The organism is Actinomycetospora lutea (assembly GCF_028737205.1).
GTDB lineage: Bacteria > Actinomycetota > Actinomycetes > Mycobacteriales > Pseudonocardiaceae > Actinomycetospora > Actinomycetospora lutea.
Genome location: NZ_JAQZAL010000010.1, coordinates 1 through 15,287, shown reverse-complemented (window position 1 = coordinate 15,287; position 15,287 = coordinate 1). Strand labels below are relative to the sequence as shown.

Sequence of the window (15,287 nt, the reverse complement as noted above, 5' to 3'; positions counted from 1 at the left end):
GGTGTGCGTACCAGCCTGCCCGGGCACGCCGGGACCATGCGCCGCATCACCCAGGACACGGCCGGCGGACCCGAGGTCCTGCACGTCACCGACGCCCCGGTCCCCGAGCCGATCCCGACCGAGATCCGGGTGCGCGTGACGGCGGCGGGCGTGAACCCGGTGGACACCAAGGTCCGGGCCGGCGGCGCCGGGCTCGGCTCGGCCGGCGGGGACATGACCGCGCCGCCGTTCACGGTCGGCTGGGACGTCGCCGGGGTCGTCGACGCGGTGGGCATGGGCGTCACGCGGTTCGCCGTGGGCGACCGGGTGTTCGGCATGCCCTGGTTCCCGCGCCAGGCCGGCGGCTACGGCGAGTACGTCACCGCCCCGTCCCGGCACTTCGCACACATCCCCGACGGCGTCGACGACATCACCGCCGCGGCGACCCCGCTCGCCGCGCTGACCGCCTGGCAGATCGTCGTCGACGCCGCCGACGTGCAGCGCGACCAGCGCGTCCTCGTCCACGCGGCCGGTGGGGGCGTCGGGCACCTCGCCGTGCAGATCGCGAAGACGCGGGGGGCGTACGTCATCGGGACGGCGTCGGCGGGCAAGCACGCCGACCTCGCCGCCCTGGGCCTCGACGAGGCCATCGACCACCACACGCAGGAGATCGCGCAGGCGACCCGCGACATCGACGTCGCGGTCGACCTCACCGAGATCAACGGCCCGGCCTCGCTCGCCGTGATGCGCCCCGGCGGGCTGCTCGTCTGCGTGCCCTCCGGCGTGCCCGCGGGGCTCACGGAGCAGGCGCACGCGGAGGGCAAGCGGATCACCGACTTCCTCGTCGAGCCCGACGGGGTCGCCCTCACCGGCATCGCCCGGCTCATGGCGGAGGGCGCGCTGACCGTGCGCGTCGCGGGCACCTTCCCGCTCGAGGACGCGGCGTCGGCACACCGCGAACTGGAGAAGGGCTCGACGTTCGGCAAGCTCGTGCTCACGCTCTGAACAGTTCTCGGCATCCGCGCGGAGACCGTGGACGACGGCGGCCTGCGCACACCCTCCCTCGTTCCGGTGACGGGTGCTCACGGCAGAGGACCCCCGACGACATGGGCGGCAGGACCGCCGATCGGCGGCCACCACTCATCTCGTCGGGGGATCCACCGCCATGACCGTCGTCCAGCCGCCACCGCGCACCCGCCGGCACCCCGGCGCCGGCGACCTCCGCCGTCGCGTTCGGGCAGACCTTCACCTACGCCGACGGCCTCGCGGTCACCGTGAGCGCGCCGACGGCCTACGAGCCCTCCCGCTACGCCGCCGGGAACACCAACCCCGACGCCTACAGCGTCACCGTCCGGGTCACGAACAACACCGGCGCCGCGTTCGACCCCGTGCTGCTCCACGCCGCCATGAGCACCGGCGGCGGCCCGGCCACCCAGATCGTCGACGCCGAGTCGGGCATGCCTCCGCAGAACCAGCTGCAGCCCGGCCGCAGCATGACCTACGACGTCGCGTTCTCCACCACGACGAACAGCGGCGAGGCCCAGGTCGACGTCACCCCGTCGTTCGACCACGACGCGGCCGTCTTCACCGGCACCCTCTGATCAGACCGCGCCGTGCTCGCGCCACCGCGTGAGCAGGTCCGGGGCCCCGAGGACGTCGACACCGGCGACCTCGGGGCCCTCGCGGGCCGTGAGCACGGTGAGCAGGGCCCGCGCGGGGCCGCGCACGGCGGTGTCGCTCTTGCGGTGCGCGTGCTCGATCGTCGGGCCGTCGGCGCCGAGGGTCACGACCCACTCACCGAGCCGATGGTCCAGCTCCCCTATCGGCGTGCTCCCCTGATTGCTTCGTGTCCGGTCCTCGCCGAGCCCCTCGTCGGTGGCGTGCAGGTGCAGCGTGGCGCCGTCGGCGCGCAGGTCGGGCCGCCGCTTCGCGCCCCTCGCGACCATCTCCAGGTGCTCGTCGACGGCGTCCGCCGCGATCACCGGGTCGACGTCGGTGAGCGGCAGCACCCCCGCGGCGATCTCGGCGTCGGCCCGGTGCACGAGCGTCTCGTGGCACTGCCGCCGCGCCCAGAACGACACCGGCACCGGGCCGCCGAAGCCGCCCACGAGCGTGTCCTCGCCGGCGTCGCGGATCGCCTGCACGAGCGCGGCGGCGCCCTCGAGCAGCCAGAGCGACACCTCGGACTCGTCGTCGGGCATCGGCGGGGTGGTCGCCCCGCGGCGCTGGAGCTTCGTCCCCGGGTTGCCGACGGTCACGGTGCACCAGCGGTGGACGCCGCCGAGGTGGTCGGCGAGGTCGCGCACGGTCCAGTCCGGACAGGACGGCACCGGCGCGTCGTGGCCGGCGGCCCGGACGGCGTCGGCGAAGCCCTTCGTGTGCTGGGTGATCTCCTCGAGGAACCGCGGCACCGTCGGCATGACGCCATCCTCGCGCGTCACGGCGCGCGGGGGACCCACCGGTCGAGGTCCTCGCGCAGCGCCCGCCGCGTGGCCGGGGGCACGCCGCGCAACGCGACGCCGGACCCGCCGAGGAGCTCGACCACCGGGACGTCGTGGCGTTCGGCGACGTCGGCGATGTGGCGCAGCTGGTCGGGCGAGGTCACGCCGCCCACGACGATCGGGTCCTCGGGGCCCTCCGCCTCGAGCGCCGCCTCGACGATCTCCTTCACCAGCGGCTGGCAGGACCCACAGCCGGTCCCCGCGCGGGTCGCGGCCGCGCAGGCCGCCACCGAGTCGGCGCCGCGCGCCACGCACGCCAGGAGGTCGCCCTTGGAGACCCGGTTGCACTGGCAGACGCGGGCGTCGTCGGGCAGGTCGGCGACTGCGCCGGCCCCGGGCGCGCCGAGGTCGAAGAGCAGCTGCGCGCGGTCCGCGGGCAGCGCCGACCGGCTGTCGAGCGCCTGGGTCAGCGCCGCGACCCTGCTGACGTCGCCGACCAGCGTCGCGCCGACCAGCGCGCCGTCGCGGATGACGAGGCTCTGGTGCACGCCGCGCCCGCTCGCGGCGTAGCGCACGACCTCGTCGGAGGACCGCTCGGGCGCGCGGAGACCCATCTGCGCGACCTCGACGCCCGCGACCTTCAGCTTCGTCGCCAGGCGCGAGCCCCGGTACGCGGCGGCCGGGTCCGCGCCGGTGAGCACGTCGGCGAGCACCGCGGCCTGCTCCCATAGCGGGGCGACGACCCCGTAGACCTCGCCGCGGTGCTGCGCGCACTCGCCGACGGCGTGGACGGCCTCGTCGTCGACCGAGCGCAGCGTGTCGTCCACGACGATCGCGGCCTGCGTGGTGAGCCCGGCGGCCGCGGCGAGCCCGACGTTGGGCCGGACGCCCGCGGTGACGACGACCGTGTCGGCGGCGAGCTCGGAGCCGTCGGTGAAGCGGACGCCGGAGACGCTGCCATCCGATGTCAGGATCTCGCTCGCCCGCACCCCGAGGTGCAGGTGCAGCCCCCGCTGCTCGAGGGTGCCGCGCAGCACCCCCGCCGCCTCGGCGCCGAGCTGCTGGTCCATCAGCACCTCGGTGGGGTGCACCACGTGGACCGCGGCGCCGTGCGCCTGCAGGCCCGCCGCGGCCTCGAGGCCGAGCAGCCCGCCCCCGACGACCACCGCGGTCCGCGGCCGGCGGACGTGCGCGAGCAGTGCGGTCACGTCGTCGAGCGAGCGGAACCCGAAGACCCCGGGCGTCAGGGCGCTCGGCGACGCCCACAGACCCTCGATCGGCGGGAAGAACGAGCGGCTGCCGGTGGCCAGGACGAGCACGTCGTACGGCGTCACCGACCCGTCGTCGCCGAGGACGACCTTCTCGCGCCGGTCGACGCGCACGATCCGCACGCCCGCGTGCAGCGTGATCCCGTGGTCGTCGTACCAGTCGTGGGGGTTGAGGAAGAGCTCGTCGGAGTCCTCGGCGCCGCCGGCGGCGAGCACCTCGGAGAGCAGGATGCGGTTGTAGCCGCCGTGGGGCTCGTCGCCGAAGACGGTGATCGTGTACCGGTCGCCGCCGCCGCGCGCGAGGACCTCCTCGAGGAGGCGGGCGCCGGCCATCCCATTGCCGACGACCACGAGGCGCGCGGGCGTCATCGGCTCCCCTCGCGCTGCCCGGCGGCCTCCAGGGCGACCGCGCACACCTTGAACTCCGGCATCCGCGAGACGGGGTCCAGCGCCGGGTTGGTGAGGTCGTTGATCGTCTGCTCGCCCGCCCAGTGGAACGGGGCGAAGACGGTGTCGGGGCGCACGTCGGTCGTCAGGTGCGCACGCAGGCGGGCGCTGCCCCTCCGGGTGCGCAGCAGCAGGTCGCCGCCCTCGCCGACGCCGAGCCGGGCGGCGAGGTCGGGGTGGACCTCGACGGCGGGCTCGGGCTCGGCGTCGAGCAGGGCCTTGGTGCGCCGCGTCTGCGTGCCCGACTGGTAGTGCGCGCGGCTGCGGCCGGTGGTCAGGCGGTACGGGTACTCGTCGTCGGGCAGCTCGGCGGCGTCGCGGTGGTGCACGACGTGGAAGCGGGCCCGCCCGTCGGGGGTCGCGAACCCGTCGGCGAAGAGCCGGGGCGTGCCGTCGTGGTCGGTCGACGGGCACGGCCAGAACACGCCGTCCTCGGCGTCGATGCGCTCCCAGGTGACGCCCGCGTAGTCGGCCGTGCCGCCGGCGCTGGCCCGGCGCAGCTCCTCGAAGACGGTGCGCGGGTCGTCGTCGAAGGTGCCGCGCCCGAGACGCCCGGCGAGGTCGGCGAGCACGGTGAGGTCGCTGCGCGGGCCGTCGGGCGCGTCGGTGGCGCGGCGTCGGCGCAGGACCCGGCCCTCGACGTTGGTCATCGTCCCGTTCTCCTCGGCCCACTGGGTGGTGGGCAGGACGACGTCGGCGAGCTCGGCGGTCTCGGACAGGAAGATGTCGGTGACGGCGAGGAAGTCCAGGCTCTGCAGGCGTTCGCGCACGTGCGCGGCGTGCGGCGCGGAGACCGCGACGTTCGACGCCATGACCAGCAGCGCGCGGACCCCGCCGGCGGTGCCGAGGCGGTCGAGCATCTCGTAGGCCGAGACGCCGGGCGCCGGGAGCTCCTCGGGGTCGACGCCCCAGACGCCGGCGACGTGGGCGCGCGCCGCGGGGTCGGCGAGCCGCCGGTAGCCGGGCAGCTGGTCGGCCTTCAGCCCGTGCTCCCGCCCGCCCTGCCCGTTGCCCTGGCCCGTCATCGTCGCCCAGCCGGCGTGCGGGCGGCCCGGCAGGCCGAGCGCGAGCGCGAGGTTGATCCACGCGAGCGCGGTGTCCGAGCCCTTCGCGTGCTGCTCGGCGCCGCGGCCGGAGAGGATCATCGTCGCCCGGGACGCGGCGAGCACCCGGATCGCGCGCTCCATCGCCGGCACCGGGACACCGGTGATCCGCTCGACCCGGTCGGGCCAGTACTGGCGCACCGCGCGCCTGAGGGCCGGCCAGCCGGTGGTCCGCTCGGCGATGTAGGCGGTGTCGACGAGCCGGTGGCGCACGGCGAGGTGCAGCAGGCCGTTCGCCAGCGCGAGGTCCGTGCCGGGCACCGGCTGGAGGTGCACGTCGGACGCGGCCGCGGTGGCGGTGCGGCGGGGGTCGACGACGACGTGCTGCGCGCCGCGCTCGCGCCCCTCGGCGAACCACCGCATCGCGGGCGGCATGACGTCGGCGGGGTTGGAGCCGACGAGCAGCACCGTGTCCGCGCGGGCGAGGTCGGCGAGGGGGAACGGCATGCCGCGGTCGATCCCGAACGCCCTGGTCGCGGCCGCGGCGGCCGACGACATGCAGAAGCGGCCGTTGTAGTCGATCGACGCGCTGCGCAGGGCCACCCGCGCGAACTTGCCGGCCTGGTAGGCCTTCTCGTTGGTCATCCCGCCGCCGCCGAACAGGCCCGCGGCGTCCGGGCCGTGGCGCTCCTGGGCGACGGTGAGGCCGTCGGCGATCCGGTGCAGCGCCTCGTCCCAGCCCGCCGCGCGGAACGGCTCGTCGCGGGCGTCGCGGACCAGCGGGGTGGTCAGGCGGTCGGGGTGCGCGAGGAGCTCCGCGGACGACAGCCCCTTCTCGCACAGGCCCCCGCGGTTGGTCGGGAACGCCGCGCCGGTCACCTCGAGCACCGGGCCGGCGCCGTCCTCGCGCGGGGTCAGCGTCATCGCGCACTGCAGCGAGCAGTACGGGCAGTGCGTCGTGACGCCCTGCGCAGGAGGCCCGGCCATGCCCCCCACGCTGCGGGGGCGGCGTTGCCGCGTGGTTACGCGGACGCTACGGCTGCCCGATCCGCCGTCGTCCCCGTCACGCCGAAGGCGTCCGCGATGAGCTCGTAGGAGCGGCGGCGCTCGTCGCTGTCGTGGATCGGGCTCACGATCATGATCTCGTCGGCGTCCGCCTCCTGCGCGCGGCGCTCGAGGTCGGCGCGGACCTCGTCGGGCGTCCCGGCGGTCATCTTCGCGGCCATGCCCTGCTCGACCTGCAGCTCGACGGGGCTCCAGTCGTGGGCGTCCGCCTCCTCCGGGCTCGGCAGCGGGCCCGGGTTGCCGGTGCGCAGGCGCGCCATCGACAGGGCGTGCGCGCGGCCCATCGCGCGGGCGCGCCCGGGGTCCTCGCTGCACATCACGGCGGCGGCGAGGATGACGTGCGGGTCCTGCGCGCCCGCCGCGTCGCTGGGCCGGAACTGCCGGCGGTAGATGCGCGTCGCCTCGCCCGGGTCGGCGCCGCCGAAGTGCCCGGCGTAGGCGAAGCCGGTGCCGAACGCGGCCGCCGCCTGCCCGCCGTAATAGCTCGAGGCGAGGATCCAGACCGGCGGCAGCGGCACGTCGTTCGGCATCGCCTCGATGCCGGCGAAGGGGTGGTCGGCGGGCAGGCCGTCGACGTAGCCGCGCAGCTCGGCGAACTGCTCGGGGAAGTCGTCGGCCGTGAGCGCCTCGACGCCACCGCGGAGCGGGTCTCCGACCCTGCGGCGCAGCGCGATCGCGGTGCGCGGGTCGGTGCCCGGGGCACGCCCGAGACCGAGGTCGATGCGTGTCCCCGAGGGATCCTGGCTCGGGTGCAGGCCGGCCAGCGCGCGGAACGTCTCGGCCACCTTCAGCGGCGAGTGGTTGGGCAGCATGATCCCGCCGGAGCCGACGCGCAGCGTGCTCGTGGCGTCGGCGACGGCCTGGATGAGGATCTCGGGGCTGGAGCTCGCGACGCTCGGGATGCCGTGGTGCTCGGCCAGCCACATGCGGCGGTAGCCGGCGCGCTCGACGATCCGGCCGAGCTCGACGGTCTCGTGCAGGGCCGCCGACGTCGACGAGCCGGAGGGCACCGGCGAGAGGTCCAGGACCGAGAGCTCGAGATCGCGCATGTCCGGTGCAACGTCGCTCCGTCGTGCGCGTGTTCCGCCGTCGTGTTGCGGTGTGACGGTCGTCCGCGATGTACCACCCGGGACCCGGTGTGAGCGAGCCCGCACGGGGGATGTCACCTGCGGAGACTAAGGTCACGACCGTCGGGTGGTCGCAGGCGCGATCATCCGGTGAACATCCGGCGACGGCGCCGGCGGTGGGGAAGTAGGGAGCACGACCGTGCGCATCGGTGTGCCCCGGGAGACCGGGGAGCACGAGACCCGGGTGGCCGCGACCCCGGCCACCGTGGTGGGTCTGATCAATCTGGGGGCGACGGTCGTCGTCGAGCCGGGCGCGGGGGAGCTGGCGAGCTTCCCCGACGCGGACTACGTCGCCGCCGGGGCCGAGCTCGGTGACCCGTGGTCGGCCGACGTCGTGCTCGCGCTCCGCACGCCCGACGCCGCACGCCTCGACCGCATGGCGGCCGGCACGACGCTGGTGGCGATGGTGGGCCTCGCCCGCCATCCCGCGGTGCTCGAGGACCTCGCCGCCCGCGGTCTGACCGTGCTGGCCACCGACGCGGTGCCGCGGATCTCGCGGGCCCAGTCGCTCGACGTGCTCAGCTCGATGGCCAACATCGCGGGCTACCGCGCGGTGGTCGAGGCCGCCCACCGCTTCGGGCGCTTCTTCACCGGCCAGGTCACCGCCGCGGGCAAGGTCCCACCGGCCACGGTGCTGGTGGCGGGTGCCGGCGTCGCGGGGCTCGCGGCGATCGGCGCGGCGAGCAGCCTCGGCGCCGTCGTGCGGGCCACCGACCCGCGGCCCGAGGTCGCCGAGCAGGTGCGGTCGCTGGGCGGGGAGTTCCTCGCCGTCGAGGTCGAGCAGGAGGCGAGCAGCGACGGCTACGCCCGCGCCACCTCCGAGGCCTACGACGCCCGCGCCGCCGAGATCTACAGCGAGCAGGCCGCGGACGTCGACGTCGTCGTCACCACCGCCCTGATCCCGGGCCGCCCGGCGCCGCGGCTGCTCACCGCCGCCGACGTCGCGAGCATGAAGCCCGGCAGCGTCGTCGTGGACATGGCGGCGGGCCAGGGCGGCAACGTCGAGGGCTCGGTGGCCGACGAGGTCGTCGTCACCGACAACGGCGTCACCATCGTCGGCGACACCGACCTCGCGGCCCGCCTGCCCGCCCAGGCCTCCCAGCTCTACGGCACCAACCTGCTCAACCTGCTCAAGCTCCTGGTCCCCGAGAAGGACGGCCGCCTGGTCCTCGACCTCGAGGACGTGGTCATCCGCTCGATGACCGTGACCCACCACGGCGACGTGCTCTGGCCGCCCCCGCCGATCCCCGTGTCGGCGGCCCACTCCGCGGCGGGGGGCGTGCCGGTCGAGCCGGCGGCGTCGACGCCGGTCGTGGAGCCGAAGCGGCCGATGTCGCCGGCGCGGCGCTACGGGCTCGTCGCGCTCGCGTTCGCGCTGCTCTTCGTCGCGACGGCGTTCGCGCCCCCGGAGCTCGCCACCAACCTCACGGTGTTCGTGCTGGCCGTCGTGATCGGCTACTACGTCATCGGCAAGGTCCACCACGCCCTGCACACGCCGCTGATGTCGGTGACCAACGCGATCTCGGGCGTGGTCGTGGTCGGGGCGCTGCTGCAGTTCGGCCAGCACGGCACCGTGGTCTCGGTGCTCGCGTTCGTCGCCGTGCTGCTGGCCAGCATCAACATCGTCGGCGGCTTCGCGGTGACGCGCCGGATGCTGGCCATGTTCACGAAGGGATCCGCCCAGTGAGCGCCGGAGCCGCCGCCACCGCGGCCTACGTCGTCGCGGCGCTGCTCACGGTGATGAGCCTCGCCGGGCTGTCGAAGCACGAGACCGCGCGCTCGGGCGTCGCCTACGGCATCGCCGGCATGGCGGTCGCCCTCGTCGCGACCGTGGTCATGGTGGCCGAGTCGGTCTCCGCGGGCGCCGTCGCGCTGCTGGCCGTCGCCATGGTCGTCGGCGGCGGCATCGGGCTGTGGCGCGCCCGCGTGGTCGAGATGACCGGCATGCCCGAGCTCATCGCCCTGCTGCACAGCTTCGTCGGCCTCGCCGCGGTGCTCGTCGGGTGGAACGGCTACCTCGAGGTCGAAGCACTCGGGCCGGCCCAGACCACGGTGGCGCCGGAGCTGCTGGGCATCCACTCCGTCGAGGTCGGCATCGGCGTCTTCATCGGCGCAGTGACCTTCACCGGCTCGCTCGTCGCCTACGGCAAGCTCTCCGGGCGGATGAAGTCGCGCCCGCTGGCGCTGCCGGGCAAGAACGCCCTGAACCTCGGCGCGCTGGTGGCCTTCGCCGCGCTCACGGTCGGGTTCACCGTGGCCCCCTCGCTCGGCCTGATGATCGCGATCACCGCGGTCGCGCTGGCGCTGGGCTGGCACCTCGTCGCGTCGATCGGCGGCGGGGACATGCCCGTCGTCGTGTCGATGCTCAACAGCTACTCGGGGTGGGCGGCGGCCGCCTCGGGCTTCCTGCTCGACAACACGCTGCTGATCGTCACCGGCGCGCTCGTCGGCTCGTCCGGTGCCTACCTCTCCTACGTCATGTGCCAGGCGATGAACCGCTCGTTCCTGTCGGTCATCGCCGGCGGCTTCGGGGTGGAGTCGGGCACCTCGGCGGCCGTCGAGGGCGAGCACCGCGAGGTCACCGCCGACGAGGTCGCCGCGATGCTCACCGACGCCTCGTCGGTCGTGATCGTCCCCGGCTACGGCATGGCGGTGGCGCAGGCGCAGTACCCGGTCGCCGACCTCACCCGCCGGCTGGTCGAGCGTGGCGTCGAGGTCCGCTTCGGCATCCACCCGGTGGCCGGCCGCCTGCCCGGGCACATGAACGTGCTGCTCGCCGAGGCCAAGGTCCCCTACGACATCGTGCTCGAGATGGACGAGATCAACGACGACCTGGCCTCCACCAGCGTCGTGCTCGTCATCGGCGCCAACGACACCGTCAACCCGGCGGCGATGGAGGACCCGGCCAGCCCGATCGCGGGCATGCCGGTGCTGCGCGTGTGGGAGGCCAAGGACGTCGTCGTGTTCAAGCGCTCGATGGCCGTGGGCTACGCCGGCGTGCAGAACCCGCTGTTCTTCCGCGAGAACACCTCGATGATCTTCGGCGACGCGCGCGTGCGCGTGGAGGACATCATCAAGGCGCTCTGAGGACCTCCAGGAGATCCTCCCGCCCGAACATCCGGGCCGTGTCCACCGCCGTGGGGTGGCCGGCGTGCGGGTCGGCGCCACCCGCGACGAGGGCGCGGACCACGGCGTCCTCGCCCTTGAACACCGCCCCGGCCAGCGGCGACTGGCCGCGGTCGTTGAGCCGGTCGACGTCGGCGCCGCGCGCGACCAGCGCGGCCACCGCGCCGGCGTGCCCGTGGTACGCGGCGAGCATGACCAGCGTGTCGCCCTTCTCGTTCGTCAGGTTCGCGGGCACCCCGGCGTCGACGTAGGCCGCCAGCGATGCCGCATCGCCGGCGCGGGCGAGGTCGAACACCCGGCTCGCGAGGTCGCGGACGGCGTCGTCGGGCTGGTCCGGCTCGTCGCTCATCGGCGCCGAGTCTAGGGACGGACGCAGCGAGGGACGCCCTCGCTGCCTGGGGAGCAGCGAGGGCGTCCCTCGCCCCGGGGGGACCACGGGTTCAGGAGCCGGCGGGCACCCGGGCGCGGGCGCGGCTCATCAGCAGCACCACGGCGACGACCGTGAGGACGACGGTGGCCGCACCCCACGCGACGAGGGGCGGCGGGACGTCGGGCACGAAGAACGCCGGCAGCGAGGTGATCGCCGCGAGGATCCGCGTCACCGCGATCACCCGGACCCCCACCCGGCTGCCCGTGCGCGCGACGACCACCGCGGCGGCGAGGGTCACGACGCCCATGACGGCGCAGAAGACCATGACCACCAGCGGCGGCCCCGGTTGGCCGTCGGCGGGCAGCGGGACGAACACGCCGGCGATGTCGGCGACCGCGAGGACGACGGCGAGCCAGAACCCGACCGTGGCGCGGGTCGTGAGGGTGCTCATGGCGGTGCTCCTGGTACGGGTGCTGGGCGGCGGGACGTCGACGAGCGTGCGCGCCGAACACGTCCGGTGACAACGGGCGCGGTCCCGACCGGATCGGGCATCTTCCCGGGTGAACCGGGCGCGCGAGGACGGGGACACCGTGGCCACGAGGTGTCACGATCGGGATCGTGTCCCGCCCGCCGATCCGCGTGGTGCTCGCCGACGACCACCCGGTGGTCCGGCGCGGGCTCGCGGCGCTGCTCGAGTCGGTGGACGGCGTCGAGGTGGTCGGGCAGGCGTCGACCGGTCGCGAGGCGGTGCGCGAGGCCCAGCTGCTCGCGCCGGACGTCGTGCTCATGGACGTGCAGATGCCCGACCTCGACGGGGTGGAGGCGAGCCGGCGGATCGCGGCGGCGAGCCCGGGCGTCGCGGTGCTCGTGCTGACCATGCACGACGACGACGAGACCGTGGTCGCCGCGCTGCGGGCCGGCGCGCGCGGCTACCTGCTCAAGGGCGCCGACCAGGAGGAGATCCGGCGCGGTGCACGCCGTCGTGGCCGGGGAGATGATCGTGGCGCCGAGCGCGGCCGCGCACGTGCTCGCGCGCCTGTCCGCCCCCGCGCCGACGGTCCCGTTCCCCGAGCTCACCGTCCGCGAGCGCGAGGTGCTCGCCGCCGTGGCGCGGGGCCGGCGCAACGGCGCGATCGCCGCCGAGCTGGGGCTCGCGGCGAAGACGGTCGGCAACCACGTGTCGGCGATCCTCGCGAAGCTCGGGGTCGAGACCCGCGCCGAGGCGGCGGTGCTCGCGCGCCGGGGCGGGCTGGGCGGGTCGCCGTGACGCGCCCGACCGCCGGCGAGCTCGCCGCCGGCGCGGCCGTGCTCGCGGCGGCCGGGGCGGTCGTGGCCCGCCCGCCGGTGACCGGCACGGGCGCGGCGTGGACGGCCGGCGCGCTCGTGCTGGGTGCGGCGGGGCTCGTCGGGGCCGCGGTGGTGCGCCGTCTCGGCGGCGCGCGGGGCCCGGCCGCCGGGATGACGGTCACCGGCGCCGCGCTGCTGGTGCTGGCCGTGCTCGAGTCCGCGGTCGACCACGACCCGGGCCTGCGCGGCGTCGAGCTGCGTGTGCTGGCCGCGGTGCTGGCGCTGCTCGTGCCCGGCCTGGTGATCACCTTCCCGACCGGGCGCCTCGAGCACCTCACCGACCGCGTGGCGGCCGGGGTGGTCGCCGCGTGCGGGCTCGCCGTCGTGGTCGCGCCCGTCGAGCCGGTCGCCCTCCCGGCCGGGGTGCTGCTGTGCACCGCGGTGGTCGGGGCGGTGTGGGCGCGCTTCGAGCGCTCGCGCGACCTCGACCGCGAGCGGATCCTCTGGGTCCTCCTCGGCGTGGGCACGGTCGTGGTCGTCGGCGGGCACCTGCTCTTCGCCGCCGAGCAGTTCGCGGGCTCGGCCGTCGAGACCGCCCTGCTCACCGTGGTCCTGCTGTGCGGGCTCGGCATCCCGGCGGCGCTGGTCGTCGCGCTCGTGGCGCCCCGCGTCACCGATGTTCGCCGCGCGATCTCCGGGGTCGCCGTCGTCATCGTCATGGTCGACCTCGCGCTGGGCGTCTTCGCCGGCACGCTCGCGACCCTGGAGGCGATCACCGGGCGCCCGCCGCCGCGGGCGGTGGCCTCGGTGGTCTGCGTGGTGGTGGCCGCCGGCTTCCACCCGGCCCTCGTGCGGGTGCGCGAGACCCTCGACCAGGTCCTGTTCGGCGGCCGCCCCGACCCGGTGGGCGTGGTGTCGTCGCTGGGCGACGAGTTCCGCCGCGGCGGCGGTCCGCAGCAGTGGCTCGACGCCCTGCGGGCCTCGGTCGACCTGCCGTGGGCGGCGCTGCACCACGACGACGAGGTCGTCGCGACGTCCGGGCGCCCGGTCGAGCCGGTCACGACGATCGCCCTGCACGCCGGCGACGAGCACGTCGGCGACCTCGTCGTCGGGCTGCCCGAGCACCACCGCGAGCTGCCCCGCGCCACCGACGCCGTGCTGCGCCTCGTGGCCGGCCCGCTGGCCCGCGCGCTGCAGAGCGCCCGGTTGGCCGCGCAGCTGCAGGAGTCGCGCCGCCTCGTCGTGCTCGCCGCCGAGGAGGAGCGCCGACGCCTGCGCCGCGACCTGCACGACGGCCTCGGCCCGGTGCTCGCGGGCGTCGGCTACACCGCGGACGCGGCGCGCAACGTGCTCGACGCGCGCCCGGAGCGGTCGGCGGAGCTGCTCGCCACGCTGCGCGAGGACGTCGGCGGCGCCATCGCCGAGGTGCGCCGGCTGGTGCACGACCTGCGGCCCCCGGTCCTCGACCAGCTCGGGCTCGTCGCGGCGGTGCGCCAGCAGGCCGAGCGGGTCACGCAGGACGGGGCCGGGCCGGCGGTGACGGTCGAGGCCGGCGCGGTCGGGACGCTGCCCGCGGCGGTGGAGGTCGCGGCCTACCGGGTGGTCAGCGAGGCGGTGCTCAACGTCGTGCGCCACGCCGGGGCGCGCCACGCGCGGGTCACGGTCCGCCGCGAGGACGCGACCCTCGAGCTCCTCGTCGCCGACGACGGGTGCCGCGACGCCGCCTGGACGCCCGGGGTCGGCCTGACCTCGATGCGCGAGCGGCTCGCGCAGCTCGGCGGGACGCTCGAGGCCGGCGCGACCCCCGACGGCGGCCGGGTGCTCGCGCGCCTGCCGCTCGTCGGCCCGCCGTGAGTCCTTCGCGGCGACGGTGGGCCCGGACTCACACGGCGCGGGCGAGCAGGAGCGGCACCTGCTGTTCGGCGTCGGTGAGCGAGCCGTGGTGCCCGACGAGCCCGGTCTCCATCGGCTCGATCCGCGAGCGCACGAGCGTCCAGTTGCCCTGCGCCGCCGCCACCACGTCGCCGATGCGGCCGCGGGTGGCCTCGGTGACCTCGGGACCGAACCAGCCCGCCTCGATCGCCTCGTCCCGGGTGCGCACCCACGCCGCGTCGCCCAGCTCGGCGCGCCAGGCCGCGGCCACGTCGTCGAGGGCGCCGTCGGCGACGAACACGTGCCGGACGCGCGCCTCCCCGGCCAGCCGCCGCACGCCCCCGAGCAGGGCGGGGGTGGTGTCGATGTCGATGCGCCAGCCGGCGTCCGTGCCGATCATGCCGTGGTCCGCGACGACCGCCAGGACGGTGTCGGCGGGCAGGTCCTCGGCGATCGCGGCGACGAGGCGGTCGACCACCGCGAGCTGGAGGCGCCAGGGCCGGCTCCCCGGGCCGTGCGTGTGCCCGATCATGTCGAGCTCGCCGTGGTAGGCGTAGTAGAACGTCCGCTCCGCCGCGGTGTCCGTGTCCAGGGCGTCGAGCACCGCGGCACCGAGGTCGCCCAGCGCCGACACCCCGTGGAACCGCCCGCCCCGCAGCGCCGCGCGCGTCAGCCCCGAGCGGCGCTGGATCTCCGGGGCGACGGTGGTGACCGCGACGCCCGCCCGCGCCGCGCGCTCCAGCACCGTCGGCGCGGCCTGCACCTGCTCGGGCGGGAGGTCCCGGCGCAGGTCGACCGGGTCGGTGGCGCCGTGCGCGCACCAGCGCAGCGTGTTGAGCACGAGGTCGGCGGGCGCCGCGGGGTCGTCCAGCGGCGGCACGCCCATGCTGTAGCCGACGATCCCGTGCTCGCCGGAGGGCAGCCCGGTGCCGAGGCTCGCGATGCTGACGGCCGTGGTCGCCGGGAACCCGGCGACCAGCGTGCGGCCGCGCGCCGCGAGCTCGGCCAGGGCCGGCGCCCGGTCGGCGTGGGCGTCGAGCAGCTCGGCGCCGAGCCCGTCGACCAGCAGCAGCGCCACCCCGCGGGCCTCGCCGACGCCCAGCACGTCGTCGAACCCCGCGACGCCCAGGGCGGCGGCCAACGAGGGCGTGACGTCGGCGAGCGTGCCGGGACCCGACGCGACCGTCATGCGCGGAGTATGGCCCGCCTAGGGCGTGTCTCTTGGATCACGACCGGGACCAGAGCACGAGGCTGGCGAGCAG

At 75.8% G+C, this 15,287-nt stretch carries 13 protein-coding genes and 1 pseudogene; 7 read left to right on the top strand and 7 right to left on the bottom strand.

The annotated features are described in order from the left end of the window. Positions 1–3 precede the first annotated feature (3 nt). A complete protein-coding gene (locus tag PHK61_RS12605) occupies positions 4–984 on the top strand; it encodes an NADP-dependent oxidoreductase (protein ID WP_337993958.1) in 981 nt (326 codons plus the stop codon). Positions 985–1,253: 269 nt separating this feature from the next. Continuing rightward, the gene (locus PHK61_RS12600; RefSeq protein ID WP_274281327.1) at positions 1,254–1,580 is read left to right on the top strand and encodes a hypothetical protein; all 327 of its coding nucleotides are present in this window, start codon (positions 1,254–1,256) and stop codon (positions 1,578–1,580) included. Here PHK61_RS12600 and PHK61_RS12595 read toward each other — a convergent pair whose 3' ends face one another. The 4 genes from PHK61_RS12595 to PHK61_RS12580 are packed head-to-tail and all read right to left on the bottom strand — an operon-like array spanning position 1,581 to position 7,292. Then, complete coding sequence (locus tag PHK61_RS12595; RefSeq protein ID WP_274281326.1) at positions 1,581–2,399, bottom strand: maleylpyruvate isomerase family mycothiol-dependent enzyme; 819 nt, start codon at positions 2,397–2,399, stop codon at positions 1,581–1,583. A gap of 17 nt (positions 2,400–2,416) precedes the next feature. After that, positions 2,417–4,057, bottom strand: a complete 1,641-nt coding sequence (locus PHK61_RS12590) for an FAD-dependent oxidoreductase (protein WP_274281325.1) — start codon at positions 4,055–4,057, stop codon at positions 2,417–2,419. Beyond that, entirely contained in the window at positions 4,054–6,165 is a 2,112-nt protein-coding gene (locus PHK61_RS12585; protein ID WP_274281324.1) for a molybdopterin oxidoreductase family protein, read from the bottom strand. The genes PHK61_RS12590 and PHK61_RS12585 overlap by 4 nt, the downstream gene beginning before the upstream one ends. Before the next feature lie 35 nt (positions 6,166–6,200). After that, positions 6,201–7,292: an LLM class flavin-dependent oxidoreductase gene (locus PHK61_RS12580; RefSeq protein ID WP_274281323.1), complete on the bottom strand. Its 1,092-nt coding sequence runs from the start codon at positions 7,290–7,292 to the stop codon at positions 6,201–6,203. Positions 7,293–7,509: 217 nt separating this feature from the next. On the opposite strand from PHK61_RS12580, the gene PHK61_RS12575 reads away from it, so the two are divergent. Then, on the top strand, positions 7,510–9,057 hold the full coding sequence (locus tag PHK61_RS12575; protein ID WP_274281322.1) for a Re/Si-specific NAD(P)(+) transhydrogenase subunit alpha: 1,548 nt from the start codon (positions 7,510–7,512) through the stop codon (positions 9,055–9,057). Then, a complete protein-coding gene (gene pntB / locus PHK61_RS12570) occupies positions 9,054–10,457 on the top strand; it encodes a Re/Si-specific NAD(P)(+) transhydrogenase subunit beta (RefSeq protein WP_274281321.1) in 1,404 nt (467 codons plus the stop codon). The genes PHK61_RS12575 and pntB overlap by 4 nt, the downstream gene beginning before the upstream one ends. Here pntB and PHK61_RS12565 read toward each other — a convergent pair. After that, entirely contained in the window at positions 10,444–10,845 is a 402-nt protein-coding gene (locus tag PHK61_RS12565; protein WP_274281320.1) for an ankyrin repeat domain-containing protein, read from the bottom strand. The genes pntB and PHK61_RS12565 overlap by 14 nt on opposite strands. 91 nt (positions 10,846–10,936) lie before the next feature. Continuing rightward, positions 10,937–11,317, bottom strand: a complete 381-nt coding sequence (locus PHK61_RS12560; RefSeq protein ID WP_274281319.1) for a hypothetical protein — start codon at positions 11,315–11,317, stop codon at positions 10,937–10,939. A gap of 167 nt (positions 11,318–11,484) precedes the next feature. On the opposite strand from PHK61_RS12560, the pseudogene PHK61_RS31915 reads away from it, so the two are divergent. The 3 genes and pseudogenes from PHK61_RS31915 to PHK61_RS12550 all read left to right on the top strand — a co-directional run. Further along, a pseudogene (locus tag PHK61_RS31915) lies at positions 11,485–11,772 on the top strand (response regulator); the annotation flags it as partial. Positions 11,773–11,836: 64 nt separating this feature from the next. Continuing rightward, the gene (locus PHK61_RS31910; RefSeq protein ID WP_337993959.1) at positions 11,837–12,133 is read left to right on the top strand and encodes a response regulator transcription factor; all 297 of its coding nucleotides are present in this window, start codon (positions 11,837–11,839) and stop codon (positions 12,131–12,133) included. Continuing rightward, entirely contained in the window at positions 12,130–14,007 is a 1,878-nt protein-coding gene (locus PHK61_RS12550; RefSeq protein ID WP_274281318.1) for a sensor histidine kinase, read from the top strand. The genes PHK61_RS31910 and PHK61_RS12550 overlap by 4 nt, the downstream gene beginning before the upstream one ends. A 28-nt stretch (positions 14,008–14,035) precedes the next feature. On the opposite strand, the gene PHK61_RS12545 is transcribed toward PHK61_RS12550, so the two are convergent. Beyond that, the gene (locus tag PHK61_RS12545) at positions 14,036–15,214 is read right to left on the bottom strand and encodes an alkaline phosphatase family protein (protein WP_274281317.1); all 1,179 of its coding nucleotides are present in this window, start codon (positions 15,212–15,214) and stop codon (positions 14,036–14,038) included. Positions 15,215–15,287: the final 73 nt, after the last annotated feature.

What these genes read in the sequence shown, in the direction of transcription:
- PHK61_RS12595 (WP_274281326.1), bottom strand. Translation starts at nt 2,399, where the DNA reads ATGCCGACGGTGCCGCGGTTCCTCGAGGAGATCACCCAGCACACGAAG.
- PHK61_RS12590 (WP_274281325.1), bottom strand. Translation starts at nt 4,057, where the DNA reads ATGACGCCCGCGCGCCTCGTGGTCGTCGGCAATGGGATGGCCGGCGCC.
- PHK61_RS12585 (WP_274281324.1), bottom strand. Translation starts at nt 6,165, where the DNA reads ATGGCCGGGCCTCCTGCGCAGGGCGTCACGACGCACTGCCCGTACTGC.
- PHK61_RS12580 (WP_274281323.1), bottom strand. Translation starts at nt 7,292, where the DNA reads ATGCGCGATCTCGAGCTCTCGGTCCTGGACCTCTCGCCGGTGCCCTCC.
- PHK61_RS12565 (WP_274281320.1), bottom strand. Translation starts at nt 10,845, where the DNA reads ATGAGCGACGAGCCGGACCAGCCCGACGACGCCGTCCGCGACCTCGCG.
- PHK61_RS12560 (WP_274281319.1), bottom strand. Translation starts at nt 11,317, where the DNA reads ATGAGCACCCTCACGACCCGCGCCACGGTCGGGTTCTGGCTCGCCGTC.
- PHK61_RS12545 (WP_274281317.1), bottom strand. Translation starts at nt 15,214, where the DNA reads ATGACGGTCGCGTCGGGTCCCGGCACGCTCGCCGACGTCACGCCCTCG.